This is a genomic window from Leptolyngbya sp. PL-A3, from assembly GCF_039962325.1.
In the GTDB taxonomy this organism is placed as follows: domain Bacteria; phylum Cyanobacteriota; class Cyanobacteriia; order Elainellales; family Elainellaceae; genus Vacuolonema.
Genome location: NZ_JAMPLB010000038.1, coordinates 51173 through 67561, shown reverse-complemented (window position 1 = coordinate 67561; position 16389 = coordinate 51173). Strand labels below are relative to the sequence as shown.

Annotated in this window: 12 protein-coding genes and 1 pseudogene; 5 read left to right on the top strand and 8 right to left on the bottom strand. The window is 46.5% G+C overall.

Annotation, left to right across the window (positions count from 1 at the left end; translation table 11 throughout):
• Positions 1-83 precede the first annotated feature (83 nt).
• The 8 genes from NDI52_RS23420 to NDI52_RS23385 all read right to left on the bottom strand — a co-directional run bounded on the left by NDI52_RS23420 (position 84) and on the right by NDI52_RS23385 (position 10483).
• Positions 84-218 (bottom strand): hypothetical protein, encoded by a 135-nt coding sequence (locus tag NDI52_RS23420; RefSeq protein WP_277874358.1) that lies wholly within the window; start codon positions 216-218, stop codon positions 84-86.
• 317 nt (positions 219-535) lie between these two features.
• Positions 536-1522 (bottom strand): PleD family two-component system response regulator, encoded by a 987-nt coding sequence (locus NDI52_RS23415; RefSeq protein ID WP_242035622.1) that lies wholly within the window; start codon positions 1520-1522, stop codon positions 536-538.
• 137 nt (positions 1523-1659) lie between these two features.
• Complete coding sequence (locus tag NDI52_RS23410; RefSeq protein ID WP_190773167.1) at positions 1660-6027, bottom strand: GAF domain-containing protein; 4368 nt, start codon at positions 6025-6027, stop codon at positions 1660-1662.
• Positions 6028-7135: 1108 nt separating this feature from the next.
• The gene (locus NDI52_RS23405; protein WP_190773175.1) at positions 7136-7345 is read right to left on the bottom strand and encodes a hypothetical protein; all 210 of its coding nucleotides are present in this window, start codon (positions 7343-7345) and stop codon (positions 7136-7138) included.
• A gap of 440 nt (positions 7346-7785) precedes the next feature.
• A complete protein-coding gene (locus NDI52_RS23400; RefSeq protein ID WP_190773168.1) occupies positions 7786-8148 on the bottom strand; it encodes a hypothetical protein in 363 nt (120 codons plus the stop codon).
• A 43-nt stretch (positions 8149-8191) separates the two neighbouring features.
• On the bottom strand, positions 8192-8812 hold the full coding sequence (locus NDI52_RS23395; RefSeq protein WP_190773169.1) for an HPF/RaiA family ribosome-associated protein: 621 nt from the start codon (positions 8810-8812) through the stop codon (positions 8192-8194).
• 85 nt (positions 8813-8897) lie between these two features.
• Positions 8898-9989, bottom strand: coding sequence for a type 1 glutamine amidotransferase domain-containing protein (locus NDI52_RS23390; RefSeq protein ID WP_190773170.1), 1092 nt, complete (start codon positions 9987-9989; stop codon positions 8898-8900).
• Positions 9990-10258: 269 nt separating this feature from the next.
• The gene (locus NDI52_RS23385) at positions 10259-10483 is read right to left on the bottom strand and encodes a hypothetical protein (RefSeq protein WP_190773171.1); all 225 of its coding nucleotides are present in this window, start codon (positions 10481-10483) and stop codon (positions 10259-10261) included.
• Positions 10484-11268: 785 nt separating this feature from the next.
• Here NDI52_RS23385 and NDI52_RS23380 point away from each other — a divergent pair.
• The 5 genes and pseudogenes from NDI52_RS23380 to dnaK all read left to right on the top strand — a co-directional run bounded on the left by NDI52_RS23380 (position 11269) and on the right by dnaK (position 16302).
• On the top strand, positions 11269-11964 hold the full coding sequence (locus NDI52_RS23380) for a hypothetical protein (protein ID WP_190773172.1): 696 nt from the start codon (positions 11269-11271) through the stop codon (positions 11962-11964).
• Positions 11965-12161: 197 nt separating this feature from the next.
• The gene (locus NDI52_RS23375; protein WP_190773173.1) at positions 12162-12602 is read left to right on the top strand and encodes a hypothetical protein; all 441 of its coding nucleotides are present in this window, start codon (positions 12162-12164) and stop codon (positions 12600-12602) included.
• 343 nt (positions 12603-12945) lie between these two features.
• A pseudogene (locus NDI52_RS23370) lies at positions 12946-13206 on the top strand (hypothetical protein); the annotation flags it as partial.
• Positions 13207-13553: 347 nt separating this feature from the next.
• Positions 13554-13994, top strand: a complete 441-nt coding sequence (locus NDI52_RS23365; RefSeq protein ID WP_348256526.1) for an Hsp20/alpha crystallin family protein — start codon at positions 13554-13556, stop codon at positions 13992-13994.
• 382 nt (positions 13995-14376) lie between these two features.
• Positions 14377-16302 (top strand): molecular chaperone DnaK, encoded by a 1926-nt coding sequence (dnaK, locus tag NDI52_RS23360; protein WP_190789228.1) that lies wholly within the window; start codon positions 14377-14379, stop codon positions 16300-16302.
• Positions 16303-16389: the final 87 nt, after the last annotated feature.

The window sequence follows — 16389 nt, the reverse complement described above, 5'->3', positions numbered from 1 at the left end:
AATGCAATAAGATTGTCGTTATTCATGGTGTATCCTCGTCTGGTCTTTTTCCTTATCCAGCAGGATACGCCGTTTCTTCTCCTTTACTCATACACCACAAATAAACATAGCTCTATCAGCGACTGTTGATGTTCTAAGGCATCACTAAAAATATAGTGGTACTCAAGAGTAGCGCGATCGCATTCAGTTAGCCTCTGCTGAAAATCTTCCACACTCATAGCAATAACTCCCACACAGCAATACTTCGTTTGTAAGGGAAAACAGGCAGCTAAACAGAGATCCATTGGAAGATAATGCATAAGCAAAAAGGCTTAAAAATCGTGGGAGTAGCTCATCTTAAGATAGAGAAATAGCTGTGCGAGCCACTAGCACCTTCTCGCCATCCACTCGCACATCCTTAAAAATTTCAATAGAATAAAACCCGGAATTTTTTGTCAGAGGTACGGCTTCGTTATACCTCCCAAAAAAATTCCGGGTTTTATTCTGTACAGGATCCCTGGCGATTGAAACCCGCCGTACAGGCACAGTTTTGAGGTCAACTGAGAGAGTGGACACAGAAGCGATCGCGTCCCATTGCTTTGGCTTCGTAAAGAGCCTTATCAGCTGCAGTAATTAACGCTTCTGGCAGCAAGTAAGACGTTTGAGATGGAAAAGTTGTACTCACCCCAGTACTTAACGTGACGTAGGAACTGACCTTTGAATTAGGATGGACAAGTTGAATTCTCTGCACTGCATTTTGTAGCCTTTCTGCCACTTTCACTGCACCATCTAGAGGAGTATTCGGTAGAATGACGGCAAATTCTTCTCCTCCATAACGGATAGCTAAATCTCCTGGACGTTTGGCAACTCTCTTAATTACCTTAGCCACCTGCCGCAAGCATGCGTCTCCAGCCTGGTGACCTAAAGCATCGTTGTAACGCTTGAAGAAATCGATGTCACACAGGATGAAGGATAGAGGGGCTTCCTCTCGTGCCATACGTCGCCATTCAACATCAAGCTGCACATCCAACTGGTGACGATTCGCTAGCTGTGTCAATGCATCCACGGCTGCCAAATGCTGCCAAACTCGATTAGACTCCTCTAACTGTTGTAAAAGTTGAGATTGTTGGATTAAGCGATGAACTCGTTGGCGCAAAACTGCCCAATGAAATGGTTTCGTGATGTAATCTATTGCTCCGACAGCAAAGGCTTTATCAACGGAGAATTGATCCTCTAGCCCTGTAATCATCAATACAGGAGTGTGATCTGATGCTGGTAACGCTTGTAACTGGTTACAGCACTCAAACCCATCCATAATTGGCATCATGGCATCCAGCAAAATCAAATCTGGATGAAGACGTTTGCAGGCATCGATACCTTCCTGGCCATTCGTGGCTTCAACTATTTGATAACCCTCCTTCTCCAGAAAACGGCGTACTTGCATTCGCATAAAGGGTTCATCGTCAATCAGCAAAACCATTGGAGTGGATTTTGCGGCTGGTAGAGTTGTCGTCCGGCGTTGCACATGAGAAGAAGTCATCATGGTTAGTTAAAGTGGTTAGATATGACTCGATAGAGGGATGTAGAGAAATAGTTTGATTTCCCATGGCCTTTGCATTTGGGTTTTCAAACATTATTTGAAAAGGTTGTTTTTCTGTATCTTGCGGAAAAACAACCTTTTCAAATAGCTGTACGTTCATAACGTAGAGCTGTTTCCACCTCCTGGTACTCAGATATTAGGCAGGTAACGAGGGGGGTAACGCGTTCAGGTGTTAGGGGCAGGGGCATTAATTCTAACTGATGGCAGAGCTGGCTTAAATGCATCGCCCCCAAAGAAGCACTGCTGGATTTCAGGCCGTGGGCAACCATTTGAAGGTCTCTAAAGTTATGCTGGGCGATCGCCTCCTGCATCCGCTGCAACAGATGAGGAGTATCTGCCAGGTAATAGTCAATCAACTCGACCATAAATGAGCCAGTATCGTCTCCCATCGATTGCCGAAACGCTTCTAAAACAGCTTGATCTATAGCGGGCAAGCGCTCCATGGGAGAGAGGGGCAAGGAGGTATCGGAGGAGGATACTGGTAAAAGATGAAGTTGATATTGGCTAAGGGCTTGGGATAAATCTGCCTTACGAATGGGTTTGCTAATGTAGTGATTCATGCCTGCATTGAGACAAATTTCGCGATCGCCCTGCATCGCATTAGCCGTCATTGCAATGAGATAAGGGCGGTTTTGAAGCGGCCATTGCCGACAAATACAATCGGCTGTTTCCAAGCCATCCATCTCTGGCATTTGTACATCCAGCAACACCACATCGTAGGGCTGACGGTGCAGTGCTTCCAAAACTTCTAACCCATTACCCACAACATCGGCTCGATACCCCAATTGGTGCAACATGAGTAACGCAATCTTTTGGTTAACCAGATGGTCTTCTGCTAGCAGAATCCTGAGGGATTGGCTTTGTTCTGGTTGTGGTAGGGTACGCTCAACAACACTTGCTCGCTGAGGCAACTGTGACTTTTCGTTCAGAATTTCGGTTAAGGTTGCATAGAGTTGTGCAGGCTTAATGGGCTTATTGAGAAGCGCCGCAAGGTGTTGTTGGTCTTTAGGCAATAACGGGTCTACCTTACTCAGGGAAGTTAGCATAATCAACGGCAAGTGTTGACAGCCATCCTGCTCATGAATGGCCTTTGCCAGCATCAAGCCATCCATATCTGGCATGTGCATATCTAGAATAGCAAGATCAAAGCGTTCTCCTTTTTTCAGACGTGCTACTGCGTTGGCTCCTGAATCAACAGCCTGAGGCTGCATATGCCAGGAATGGGCATGCTGGGTAAGAATTTGTCGATTCGTAGCATTGTCATCCACAATCAAGATTCGCTTCCCGACCAAAGTAGGAAGAGCCACAGAATTTTCAGGTTCGGTAGCAAGGGAAGTAACAATGGTGAAATGAAACGTTGATCCTACACCCGGCTGACTTTCAACCCATATATCTCCTTTCATCAGTTCCGAGAGCCGCTTACAAATCGCCAGCCCTAGCCCTGTTCCTCCATACTGGCGAGTGGTAGAAGCATCAACCTGACTAAAGGATTGAAATAACCGTTCTACCTTATCTGCTGGAATGCCAATACCAGTATCTTTAATAGCAAACTGAATTTTGTAGGATGGGGAAATGTACTTGGTATAAGCGGTGTTTTGGAGAAGCGGTTGGATAGGATGGGCATTAACCGAAACAATAACTTCTCCGTGATCGGTAAACTTGATGGCATTATTCAGCAAATTCACTAAAATTTGCCGCAATCGTGTGACATCTCCCAGTAGTCTTCGAGGTACATCGGGTGCGACTAAATAAGCCAGTTCTAATCCCTTCTCGGCAGCTTTAGTCGCCAGTAAGTCAAGAGCTTCTTCGATGCATGTTGTGAGGCTAAAGGGATGCTGTTCCAACTCCAGTTTGCCCGACTCAATTTTGGAAAAATCTAAAATATCATTCAAGATCGTTAAAAGTGCATCTCCACTCGTGCGAATAATCTCGATATAGTCCCGCTGTTGATCAGTCAGTTCCATATCGAGCAATAACCCCGTCATACCAATCACAGCATTCATAGGGGTACGAATTTCATGGCTCATAGCCGCCAAGAAGCTACTTTTAGCCTGATTTGCCTTTTCTGCAGTCTGTTTTGCTTGGGCCAAGGCCGTATTTTGCAAAGCTAGACATTCCCGTTGTTGGGTTTCTTGTTCTAGCAGTTGTGCATGCACCAAAGCAATACCCACCTGATCGGCTAATTGTCGTAGAAGTTCTACATCGTGGGTTTGCCACTGGCGTGAGTGGGCACATTGATGAGCAATCAACAGCCCCCACAGAGGAGATTGAGCACTCGCCGTTTCCCGTGCCTGAATGATTGGCACTACCAGGTTGGCCCGCACCTGAAATCGCGCTAGCAATGCCCTATAGCATTCCGTAATAGGAGCTTGATCAACATCCTCAATACTCTGGGTTCGTCCCTGATAATAGGTCTTCCAACCGCCTTCCTGAAAACAAGTATCTTGAATGGTGACTCCTAACGTTGAAACCCAGCCAGGAGTAACCGACTCAACCATCACCGTACCGCCCCAGCCTGGCTCAAAGCGGTAGATAATTACCCGATCGGCCTGAAGAAATTGCCGAACTTCAGCCACCGTTGTATTGAGGATTTCACTTAAGTTAAGGGACTGGCGAATGCGCTGGGTAATAGCATTAAGCAGAGATATTTGATAGTTCTGGTGATGAAGTTCGGCTTCTACTCGCTTGCGTTCAGTAATGTCGCTGATGGTACCAATGAAGCCCGTTACAGCATGGTCACTATCGAACAAAGGAGTAGCCTGCCCAAAAGCCCAGGCAACCGAGTTATCTGCCCGTAGGAAACGGAGTTCTAAAGCAAATTCATCTCCCCTCTGCGTAGTGGCCATCCATGCGGCTAAAACCCGTTCCTGGTCATCTGGGTGTACAACCTTGCTCCATCCATCCCCCAATGCCTGTTGGAAGGTACGCTGGGTGACCTGGCACCAACGATCATTCACGTAAGTACAGCTGCCCTGTGCATCGGTCAAGAAAATACCGACAGGGGCACAACCGGAGAGGGTACGAAACCGATGCTCACTTTCCTGCAGGGCTAACTCAGCCTGTTTGCGTTGCATGAACTGGCCTATTTGGCTGCCAATGGCTGTCAACATGTGCAGCAGGTCTTGATCAGGGGGTGACACCTGATCGCTGAAAAAGAAGACAACTCCCAGTACCGTACCCTTATAAACAATCGGGAAGCCTAAGCCGCCATGAAGCCCAGCGATCGCCGCAATCCTGGCACGAGGACAGCGCTTTTCTTGAGTAATATCGCGAGTATAGATGGGGGTTCCAGTTCGCCAAACATCACCGGGTAACCCCTGTCCCTTCGCAAAGGTCATTTGCCGTGTTTTCAGAGCAAATTCTTGGACTTGAGACTGGTGACGGTGCCAGACGCTGGCGCAATGCATCACATCGGTATGGGGGTCAACCTGCCACAACTCCCCCATAGCCCAGCCCAAGCTACCACATAGGGCTTGTAGAATTTTAGTAGCGCCTGTTTCCAGGGTTGTGGCGTTCGTTAGAATTCGGGTAATTGCGTACTGAGCCCGTAATCGCTGTTCAGTGCGTTTGCGATCGCTGATGTCCGTGACACTCCCTTCGTAGCCCACAATGTGCCCTGCTGCATCACAAACTAACCGTGCATTTTCTGAGGTCCAAATCATCTCGCCATCTTTGCGATAAACCTGGGACTCAAATCCTGACACCTGCCCCTTCGACTCGATCAAGCGCACAAAAGTTCGACGACGGCTTGGATTGATATAAAGGTGATTGACATCGGTAATAGACGCCATTAATTCTTCGGCGGAGCTATAGCCGTAGATGTTAGCCAGCATTGGATTGGCTTTTAAGTAGCATCCGGCCTGTGTCGTTTGGTAAAGCCCTTCTACTGCATTTTCAAAAAGAGCCTGATACTCTGCCTCGGTTTGCTGACGCTCCTGCATCACCTGTGTCAGAGTATTGAGCTTGCGGCGCAGTTCAAGCTGGGTGACGACTTGGCGGGCGATCGCTGCCAACGCATCTAACTGTTCCGTAGTAAATTGCCGAGGAACATGGTCAATGATACAAAGGGTTCCCAAAGCGTATCCTTCGGGATTGATTAGCGGTGCCCCTGCATAAGCTCGTACCGTGGGTTCTGCCCTTGTCAGCGGGTTGTCAGCGAACCGTTCATCTTCAAGGGCATCGGGTACAACCAGAATGTCGGAATGGAGAATCGCATGGGCACAGAAGGCCAGATCTCGGGTGGTTTCTGCAACGGTTAATCCAAACCGAGATTTGAACCACTGACGATGCTCATCGACCAGGCTAACCATCGAGATAGGGGTTCCACAAATCAGAGCTGCTAGCTTTGTGGCATCATCAAACGCAACTTCTGCCTCGGTATCAAGAATGTTATAGCTTTGAAGAGCAGCGAGCCTTTGGGCTTCGTTGACTGGAAGTGGAACCGGCATATTTATGACTCTAGATTAGATGCTGTGTCAGCCTATAACTGTTACGGAGGAAGTATGAAGTTACTCAACTACGATTCTCAAAAGTTTAGTTAACCCAAAAAGTGTGAAAAAGCTGCAAAAAAGTTTCATTTCTACCATTTCAGTTATGAAACTTGAGGTCTACTCTTATAAGGGTTTTCACTTACAGCTTTCTGGAAATAATTTCTTTGACAAAAAGTTACGTCAGATTAGAAGGACTTACTCCATGTTAGCCATCTTAGGTAGAAGATGCCCTCTATGGCTTTTTATGGGGATTTCCTAAGGAAACACAGCATAGGAATTACCTATGCAGGTTACGACACAAAATCACCCCTTTTACAAAGGAATCTAATTAATACTTTAATAACGCCAAACGCAGTTCATAGACAAGCTTCTTTCTACGGATGAAATGAGTTTCCTAATAGGGCACCATCTGTATAATTCCGGTTTCGGGCCTTTATGGAAAAATACATAGAAGTACTTGTAAGAAATACTTAAAAGCAGTTGTGTTTTGTAATTTATTACGTCATTTCTTCTATATGGAACCCTTACATATAAACCTTTCCAGTTCGGTGAGGTACGAGAGACAGATAAGTAGTTCAACCTAAATAAACATAAAACCCAAAATGCTGTACCGCCCGCTTCGCGGGCGGTACAGCATTTTGGGTTTTATGTTTATTTACACCTACCTACTTATGGGATGAAACCTCACATCTATCTCTCGTACCCACTAAATCACAATATGCTGCATGTAAAATTGTCAGTCTAGTCGCAGTGGCAGAAGTCAACCCATGAAGATGCGGCTAATTCATACCCCCACTTTTAAATATGGGAAATACAGGAATTCTGTTGGGGGATCCATGCACGACTTTTCTATTTAGCAGAACATCCCCGTGCATGGGTGCAACCCTTAAAGCAGCCCTAAACAGCAAAGCCTTAATTTTTCCATCATAAAACGATGAGAAATTAAGGCTTTGCTGTTTGTTTTTAGAAAGATGCAAGACGTGGATATAGATAAAAAAGTAAAGTGATACAAGATTAAACCTTGTATCACTCTGAGGACTAGCTAAGAGAAGGATCAAATTTACAATTAACGAGCATCGGTACCCTGATTCGGGTTGCCGGGTGCATCGATATTTTTGTCACCAGGAGCTTCCGGCTCAGCGCCTTCACGCACGTTAGCTTTCCATGCGTTCTGGCCAGTGGTACGAAGCCGCTCATCAATGGGGGTCTGCAGACCACCACCAGGAGCAGGAGTATAATTTGCATCTTCTGATGATTTGTTTTCTTCGTCTGGCATATCCATCACCTTAATTAGAGGTACGAAATATTTCTTCTGATCAGAAGTAACTTATCTATAGATTAAAAGACGAGCACAAGAAATGAATCTACCTTTAGATTGGTATTGTTATGCAATATTCTTGATGGATTATCAAGGTTATCTACACAAGTGTTTACATAACGTTCAATATAATTTTATCTTATTTTTTGTGCTCCTTTTGGATGGAATGTGGGTGTAATGTCTCTATTACATAAGGTTTCAAAATATGGCATATACTCATAGCCATTCTTATTAGCCCAGAAATGGCTCTAGCTATAGATAGAATGATATCGGTTTCAAAACCAATAAAAAAGGCGGAGTTTTTCTCCGCCTTGCAATCCATTTCGTTAGCCTCTTAGACAACTATCTAAGCCTTTAAACTATCTTTTGCACATCACATATACAAAAGATTTATTCTTCTACCACCACTCACGCTCACCGTTCTCATTCATTCGAGCTTGACGGATAACATCAGAAATTTCTTCAGCATCCTTAACGTGGTGCAACGCTTTACGTTCGCCATCGGGTTCATCCACAATGAAATAGGTGGGAACGACAATGTGATCGCCCGTAATATCAGGCGCGTCGACTGCAACCTGTTGAGCCTTCTCTTCCAGAGTTTTGCTCTCGTCAATTCGATCGCCCGGATTCACGGTTGGGTGCTCTTTCCGCATAATTTCCGCGATCTCATGCTTCTGCTCGGGACTGACATCCTCCGGCTGGAGCGGCTGGTGAATTTCACCCTGCTTGTTGACATTTGCTTTATTAGATTCTTGCGTCATAAACCCTCTCCTAACAACAACTGGTTACATGGTTCAAAGAACCTTATGTGCCCCATCCATTTGGCACATCTACGTGGTGCTCTTCGACTTTCTCAGAGCTAACCCCTGGCTTATCCACAATCTGTACTGTGCTAGCTCGGGGGCCTTCCACACCGTCTACCACGAAGAATCGAACCCCAGTCCCCACCGTTAAGCGATCAAAATCGTCGTTGAGAACGCTGTTTCGGTTGAAATAGATATCCTGGGAATCGAGGGTTTTGATAAACCCATAATCTTCGCTGGCAAAAAGTTGAGTTATGATGCCTCCCGTTACTTGCTCGGGATGGTGCTTCACCTTCTGGTGTTGCCGTTCGGTGAGTTTCTTCAGCTGCTTACGAGCCGCGTCAAAGGCATCTCGAATAACACTTTCAAGGGAATCGTATTGCCCCCCTTCATTGGGACTTTTGACCACAGCCAGTTCGTGCTGAGGTGGTATGGTCATGTCGATGCGAACCCGGTAGGGAGAGCCTTCTTGAGGACTAGTGTGGACCTGCTCAATGGCTATATGGCAGCCCATGATATGGTCACAGACCTCATCTAATTTGGCGAGTTTTTCCTGAATCAACGTCTCAAGTGCATCTGTTTTCTCAACGTTGCGGTAGGTAATGTCAACGGGGATTCTCATGGGTACTCCTGTATCACGGTGGCATCTAACCTGTTGAGCTAAAGCAATTTCATTTCATGCACAGTGGCATTAGGCCCTTAAGAGATCAGCACGCAGCAGGCATTGTAGGAATGGGAGGCTGGACCTGGGTGCCCATGCGGGTACGGTATAAATCACCCAATTGCTCCTCATAGCGCTCCAGGTTCATGGATATTTGCTCTAAGAGCTGCACGGTAATGGGATCTGTGAGTTGAGATGCAAATTGGTTAGCATCAATAGCGCCCGTTTGTAGGTCTCCGAGCGATCGCCGCAATATCACTCCCGTATCTGCAGCCTGCCGATAGTCTTGGAGAGGGGTAAAAGCATCTTTCCGCACGGCTTGCCAGGTAACAGCCCCTTTGAGGCCCCGCAAGCGACGTTCCAGCAGCTCGATGTGATTAGCCTTCATCGATTCGATGTCTCGGAAGATGGCTTTCACATCAGCTTCCTCGACCATGCGTTCATAATGCTGAAACTCAGTGAGAGTATAGCGTTCACTTAGAAAAACACGGCTCAAGGCACTGACAATCTCATCAAGGGTTGAGCCACCCCACTGTTCGGCCAGATGCCACAATTCATACTGTTGCTCATCTGGATTAGGCAGAGCTTTACCTGGAATTTGAAGGTTCAGCTTATTGAGCAGGGTCAGGGTGAAGGGAACCATATCCCCGGGTCGACGGGAAGTAATTAAATTCCCATCTACGACAACAGCCTGGTTCACATAATTGGCTCCAGCATTCTGCATATCCTTACGGATGGCACGAAAACCAGTAGCTTGCTTACCGTGCAGCTGGTCGGCTTCGATTAAAAGCTGAGGGCCGTGGCAGACAGTGGCAATGATTTTGTTTTGAGCGATCGCATCCACGACCAGACGCACAGTTTGATCGAAGGTACGCAGTCGATCAGGGGCATAACCACCTGGGATTACAAACCCATCAAAATCTTCAGCACGTACTTCCGTTGTACTGGCATCAGGGCGAATGTGAACGTTTCCATGCTTTCCTACATACTCATCTGTCATCCGGCTACCCAGGATTTTCACCTCAGCCCCGGCTTGTCGAAGAGCCGTAAATGGAATCTGGAACTCCACATCCTCAAAGTGGTTTTCGACTAAAAACGCAATGCGTTTGGGTGACGAGCCACTAGGTTCGGATACCATCGGACATTCCTCAGACACTGCTGCTCAATATGCTTAACCATAAAGGATTTAATCAAGCATTTCCTCGATCCCCAGTTAGAAGCTAAAGTGCAACATTAGGAAGATGGTGCTAATTTTTACTGCAAAACTTGGGGATTCTATTTCTGTTACAACGAGGCGGCAAAATAGGATTATTTGAATTTTGGAGTAGTGAGGACACAAAAATGGGGCGCGATCGCTCCATCGCACCCCGCCCTACGTCTAAGCACTCTCTGGTACAGGAGAAACCATTAGCTCGGTTCGTTGTTGATAAATTCCGATTTATCCAAATCAGGCACAGCAGCAGGCCGCTCTTTATTTTCCCAACCCCGAGGACGCTTCGAGTTGTACCAAGCAACAGAACCCAAAAATGCAGCGGCCACAAATCCAATAACGTAAACAGCTACCAGGCTAGTGGAATAAGCTGCCGTATCATCAGTAATCTGTTCTGCCACTTCTAGCAATAAGGTATTCATCTTAAATAACCTCATCAATTCATTATCCACAGCATCATAGGGGTAAAAGAAATTAAAGCCCTCTCCCATGATGGAGAAAGACGAAGGCTGAGATCTGTTCCTTTACGCTGAGATTGCGAAACACAGCCCTGAGGAGTATTTAAAAACGCTTTTCTGCCCTCTTTAACGAGCCTCAACTGTATTCTTAAGTAGCTCAACTTAATTGAATACAAGGTCCAAAAGGTTACGCTGTCTGCTTTACGGACACCACAGTCTTTTGAGCCTTAATATTCGATCACAATCACCTACTTAACCATCTTCATACGGTTCATCTTAAATAGATAAAGCATTGTCCGAACTGATGGGTATAAGCGATGGATATGAGACTTGTCTTACATCCATCGCTTATACCTTATCAATCCGAAAGACTTATATAGGCTTTTTTAATCAGTAAGCGAGCTGCTCTCATATTTCCTTTTTTGCCTTATTTGAAGGTCCTTTCAGGGATCAAAGCAATTATTTCATTTTCTAAAAACCTTCTAAAAGGCAGAAGAGCACCTTAGTAAAAAGTCCAGCACAAGATAGACGTGACAGAAAATACTCTGCAATATCTTGTTCTTAATAGTCTTTTTGGAGAACTTTTTTTCTTGCTTCGGCATTCATCCCATTTGCAACGGCAGCAGCGATTTAGACGGCACCAGGCAGGCACATTCCGCAAAAACTCTGTGAACGGGTGCTATCTTTCTCCTGCTTCTCAACGGCGTCAGCTAAAACGAGGACTTCGACGTCGCACTTGGCGATTCCTCATGCTGCTTCAGTTGGCCTTAATGACAGGATGGGGGGCCGCTCAACTTCTGCCTTCTCGCCCCCAGGTTCTTCCAGGGCAAGTAAAAAACTTTGAGGTCTTGTGGCCTCCACCTTCACTAACACTCGAACAGGCTCAAACATTGTTTGCAACTACCAATAGTGTAGGAGCGATCGCGATCGGCATGGCAGAAGGAACCCGAACAATTGAAGGAGACAGAACCTCTGCCTGGCAATCTCACGTTGACCCAGCGAATGAGGCTATTAATCAAGGAACTTTTTCCTGGCAGGGAAACGCGATTTCTGCCAGACATGCAGACCAACAAGCCATTAACCACATTCAGACGACAGTGATTCCATCCCTCCTAGAGGATGGGGCACAACAGGGAGTCATGTTAAACCCAAGGCTGTTGATCCAGGGCGTTGATTTATGGATTCAATCCCCTGCTGCGGGAACTGCATTTATCTCGAATCTTAAGAATTGTCAGCGCCAGAACAAGCCGCAGCACAGCATCATATTGTGTGCCCGTGTGAGGTCTTATTATGACTCTCAAACGGGGGAACTAGACGCCAGCGGATTTAACAATAATCCAGACCTACTGGTACAAGATCAATTGCGTCGTATTCGTAAGGTTGAACAAGCTGTAGCATGGAACCAACAAAGGGTTTCTGACGAATGGCTACAGACAAGGCGTTAAGAACTGAAAAAATCTATATCATTCGTTAGCCGAGCAAAAGAAGTAAATCGAAACTCTCCAATTCAGGCATTCTTAAAACTTGTAAAGCCGTGGATGATTACATGGAGTTTCGTATACAAGCCATCCCCTTTGCAGGAATGCTAGCTATAGTAATAGCATCGCATCCTTAAGCAAGCTCGACATTAGAAATACCCGATATGAATAATCAAGTATTGGCCGTAAAGCCCTTACCTGCTCTCCTATTGCTAGGTGGAGAGTATGTCCTATTGGGATGGTATTTGGCTGCCCATCATATATTTTGGCTGCTTGGAACTCTCATTTTGCTCCTGACTTTTACTGTCATCTGGAAGAAAAATCCTATTCTAGATTCTCTACTTTGGCTTGCTCGGCAAGAAGTGGTTGTTGCTATTGGGCTAAGCTTAGTTCTCAGTTTGATTGTCGCGTTGGCATTTATCAAACCAATTTTATTAAGTCTCGTCTTGCTGCCATTAGCCACATTGCTATACGCAATTATGGAAATGCGAGCAACTGAATTCACACAAACTGATGTATTGATCTGGACGATTATGATTACGACATTCAGCTTAGGGCTGGGTGAAGCAATTGATTTGTTTATCACACCCAGCATGAGGTATTAGAAACCTCTGAAATTTTGATGTTATTACTAATGGGGAAAGGCGATCGCACCCAAACCAGTAATAAGAGGCATTAGAAGAATGCTGATCTGAGTCGTCAAAATTTTCCTGCTTTCCACAGGTAACTCAACTCAATTAAACATAAAGCCCAAAGTGCTGTGCCATCTGCTTCGAGAAAGGCTATAGCAGTTCGGGCTTTATGTTTGATGATATTCATTTAACAGAACCCGCTTTGAAGGTTATTTTTCGTGTGCTTTGCGTACGAAAAATAAATCCTTTCAGCCCGTTTTAGGCCACGTTTTCGAGATAGCCCAGTATTTTAATATTTTCTCTTGAAGGGTAAAGCTTCTTCCCAAAAACGCCTGAAGGACGGATATTGTGCTTTCTGCTCGCACTTTATGCCTTTGCTGTCTTCGGGTATGTCACCTCAACCCTTGCCACCTTTTTTGTGGGGCGTGATGCTGAAAATTCAGAAGCAGAGATGACGGGCGCAAAGGTAATTACAGACCTTCGGACAGAGATTGCAGCATTACGAGCCGAGATTCAGGTTCTTATACATCAGCGGCAGGAGGAATGGGCTCTCAGTTATGACAACAAGAGAGCCTGAGATTGAACTTTGGACTCTCTTATTGTCATAACTAGAATGAACAGAAGTATGGAAGAAATAAATGAAATTTATGACTCCAGAAGGTACGGTTGAGTAAGGAAAACCGTACTTTTTTGAAATTTTTGATGGTCTTTGAAAGAGTCCTACAACGAAAAAACAAGAGTTTCACAATAATCAGTTCCATTTTTGAGAAGGCTAATTCGGTACGGTGCGGTGATCCCAAAAAGAACAGGTTCCTAAAGCCGAACCTCCTGGCTTGGAGGATTGCTTAGAGTGGTATCAAAGGTGATGAGGAAGTCCAAACCTCCTACACCCAGAGAGATTCCCAAATTCCCAAGGAGGCAACTATGGCTCTCGTTCGATTGGAACCGTTCCGTGAAATTGACACTCTGCAACGGGAAATGAATCGTTTATTTGATGATTGGTTTATACCAACTACACGTCGCGAAAATGGTATGACCTTTGCTCCTGCCGCAGAGATCGAAGAAACCGAAGATGCAATTAATCTGCGGTTAGAAATCTCAGGCATGGAAGCCAAAGATCTGGATGTTCAAGTCATGGCGGAAGCTGTTTCCATCAGTGGTGAGCGCAAAGCTGAAACTCGTACCGAAGAGAAAGGCATCTTCCGGAGTGAGTTCCGCTATGGTCACTTCCAACGTGTTATCCCTCTGCCCGTTCGAATCAACAATCAGAACGTGCAGGCTGAGTACAAAGATGGCGTGCTGCGTCTGACCCTGCCCAAGGTTGAAGCTGAAAAGAACAAAGTCGTGAAAGTTAACCTCGGCTAATTGAAACGGGGCTGTGATTAACCTTGCACTTCAAAGGGGATTCACAGCCTCCTGAACAAGCCATTACAAGGGTGTCTGAAAAGTTGAATTGTTGCGCGCTACACGCGCAACAATTCAACCCCTACCATTTTTACCTGCTTGCAGCACTCATTCTAATAGTTCTCAAGCAGGTTTTATTAAAGCGATCGCAGCTTTTCATCTGATGTATTCCGATACCGAGTCTGTGATGTAAATAAGTTTTCAAATAAATGGTTCGTTCACGTAGCACACAAATAGTTGATTCCGTTTGTTGAGGCTACCAACACCAACTCAGCATTTCGTGTGCTGTGAGCACGACCTATTGAGTTTCAAACCCAATTGATGCAACTGAGGATGTAGAGCTATGAGTAAGATTGTCGGAATTGACCTGGGTACAACAAACTCCTGTATTGCTGTAATGGAAGGCGGCAAACCCACGGTTATCGCCAACGCAGAGGGCGGCCGGACGACCCCATCTGTTGTGGCCTACGCTAAGAATGGCGATCGCCTTGTAGGCCAAATTGCCAAGCGCCAGTCGGTGATGAACCCCGACAATACTTTCTATTCCGTTAAGCGATTCATTGGGCGTAAGTACGACGAAATCACCCATGAATCCAAAGAAGTTGCATACAAAGTACTGCAAAGCTCTGGTGGAAACGTTAAGCTTGAAAGCCCTCAGCAAGGCAAGCAGTTCGCCCCTGAAGAGATTTCGGCACAAGTGCTGCGGAAGCTAGCCGATGATGCAGCCAAGTACCTGGGCGAGCCCGTCACCAAAGCTGTGGTAACTGTTCCTGCCTACTTCAACGACTCCCAGCGGCAAGCCACTAAAGATGCGGGTAAGATTGCCGGTCTGGAAATCGTGCGGATTATCAACGAACCCACCGCTGCCGCTCTAGCCTATGGATTAGACAAGAAAAGTAACGAAACCATTCTGGTGTTTGACCTGGGTGGCGGGACCTTCGACGTTTCCATCCTGGAAGTTGGTGATGGCGTGTTTGAAGTGCTGTCGACCTCGGGTGACACTCACCTGGGTGGTGACGACTTCGACAAGAAAATTGTGGATTGGCTGGCAGGCGAATTCCAAAAGCTGGAAGGGATTGACCTTCGCAAAGATAAGCAGGCCCTGCAACGGCTGACGGAAGCTGCTGAGAAGGCCAAAATTGAGCTGTCTAGCGTAACTCAAACCCAGATCAACCTGCCGTTCATTACCGCAACCACAGATGGGCCGAAGCACCTGGATGTGACCCTCACCCGAGCTCAATTTGAAGCGCTGGTCTCTGACCTCCTGAGCCGCTGCCGCAAGCTGGTGGAGCAAGCTCTGAAGGATGCCAAGCTAAGCCCTGGCAGTATCCAGGAAGTTGTATTGGTGGGTGGTTCTACCCGAATTCCTGCTGTACAAGATTTGGTACGTCAGATTATTGGCAAAGACCCCTGCCAGGGAGTGAACCCTGATGAAGTAGTCGCTGTTGGTGCAGCGATTCAAGCGGGTGTACTGGCTGGGGATGTGAAAGACATTCTACTGCTGGACGTAACACCCCTCTCCCTCGGTGTGGAAACCCTGGGTGGTGTGATGACCAAGCTGATCACTCGCAATACCACGGTGCCCGTGAAAAAGTCGGAAACCTTCTCCACTGCCGCAGATGGTCAGACCAGCGTAGAAATCCACGTATTGCAGGGTGAGCGGGAAATGGCTTCGGATAACAAGAGCCTGGGTACCTTCAAGTTAGATGGTATCCCAGCGGCTCCCCGGGGCATTCCTCAGATCGAAGTGACCTTTGATATTGACGCCAACGGTATTCTGTCAGTATCCGCCAAGGATAAGGCCAGTGGCCGTCAGCAATCCATTACCATCACAGGTGCCTCTACTCTTGATAAGAGTGACGTCGAACGCATGGTGAACGAAGCTGAGCGCAATGCCGAAGCTGATCACCGTCGCCGCGAACTGATTGATGCGAAGAACCTAGCTGACTCCCTCGCCTACCAGGCCGAGAAACAACTGGCCGACCTGGGCGACAAGGTGTCTGCGAGCGATCGCACTCGCGTCGAAGCCCTCATTCGCGACCTGCGTGATGCCATTCCCAGCGATGACCTGGAACGCATCAAGTCTGCTGGCAACGACCTGCAGAAAGCCCTGATGGAAGTAGGCAGTGCGGTATATGCTCAGGCGAATGCCGCTAATGGTAACGCTTCCTACAATGACAACGGTTACAACGGCAATGGCTATAACGGCAACAGTTCGTCTAGCTCGAATAGCAGCGACGATGTCATTGATGCCGACGTCGTTAGTTAATCCCACTCATCAAAATAGGGTTGATTCAAAACTCAACCCTATTTCAAAACCAAGATAAAAAGTGGCACTGTACTTCGCACAGTGCCA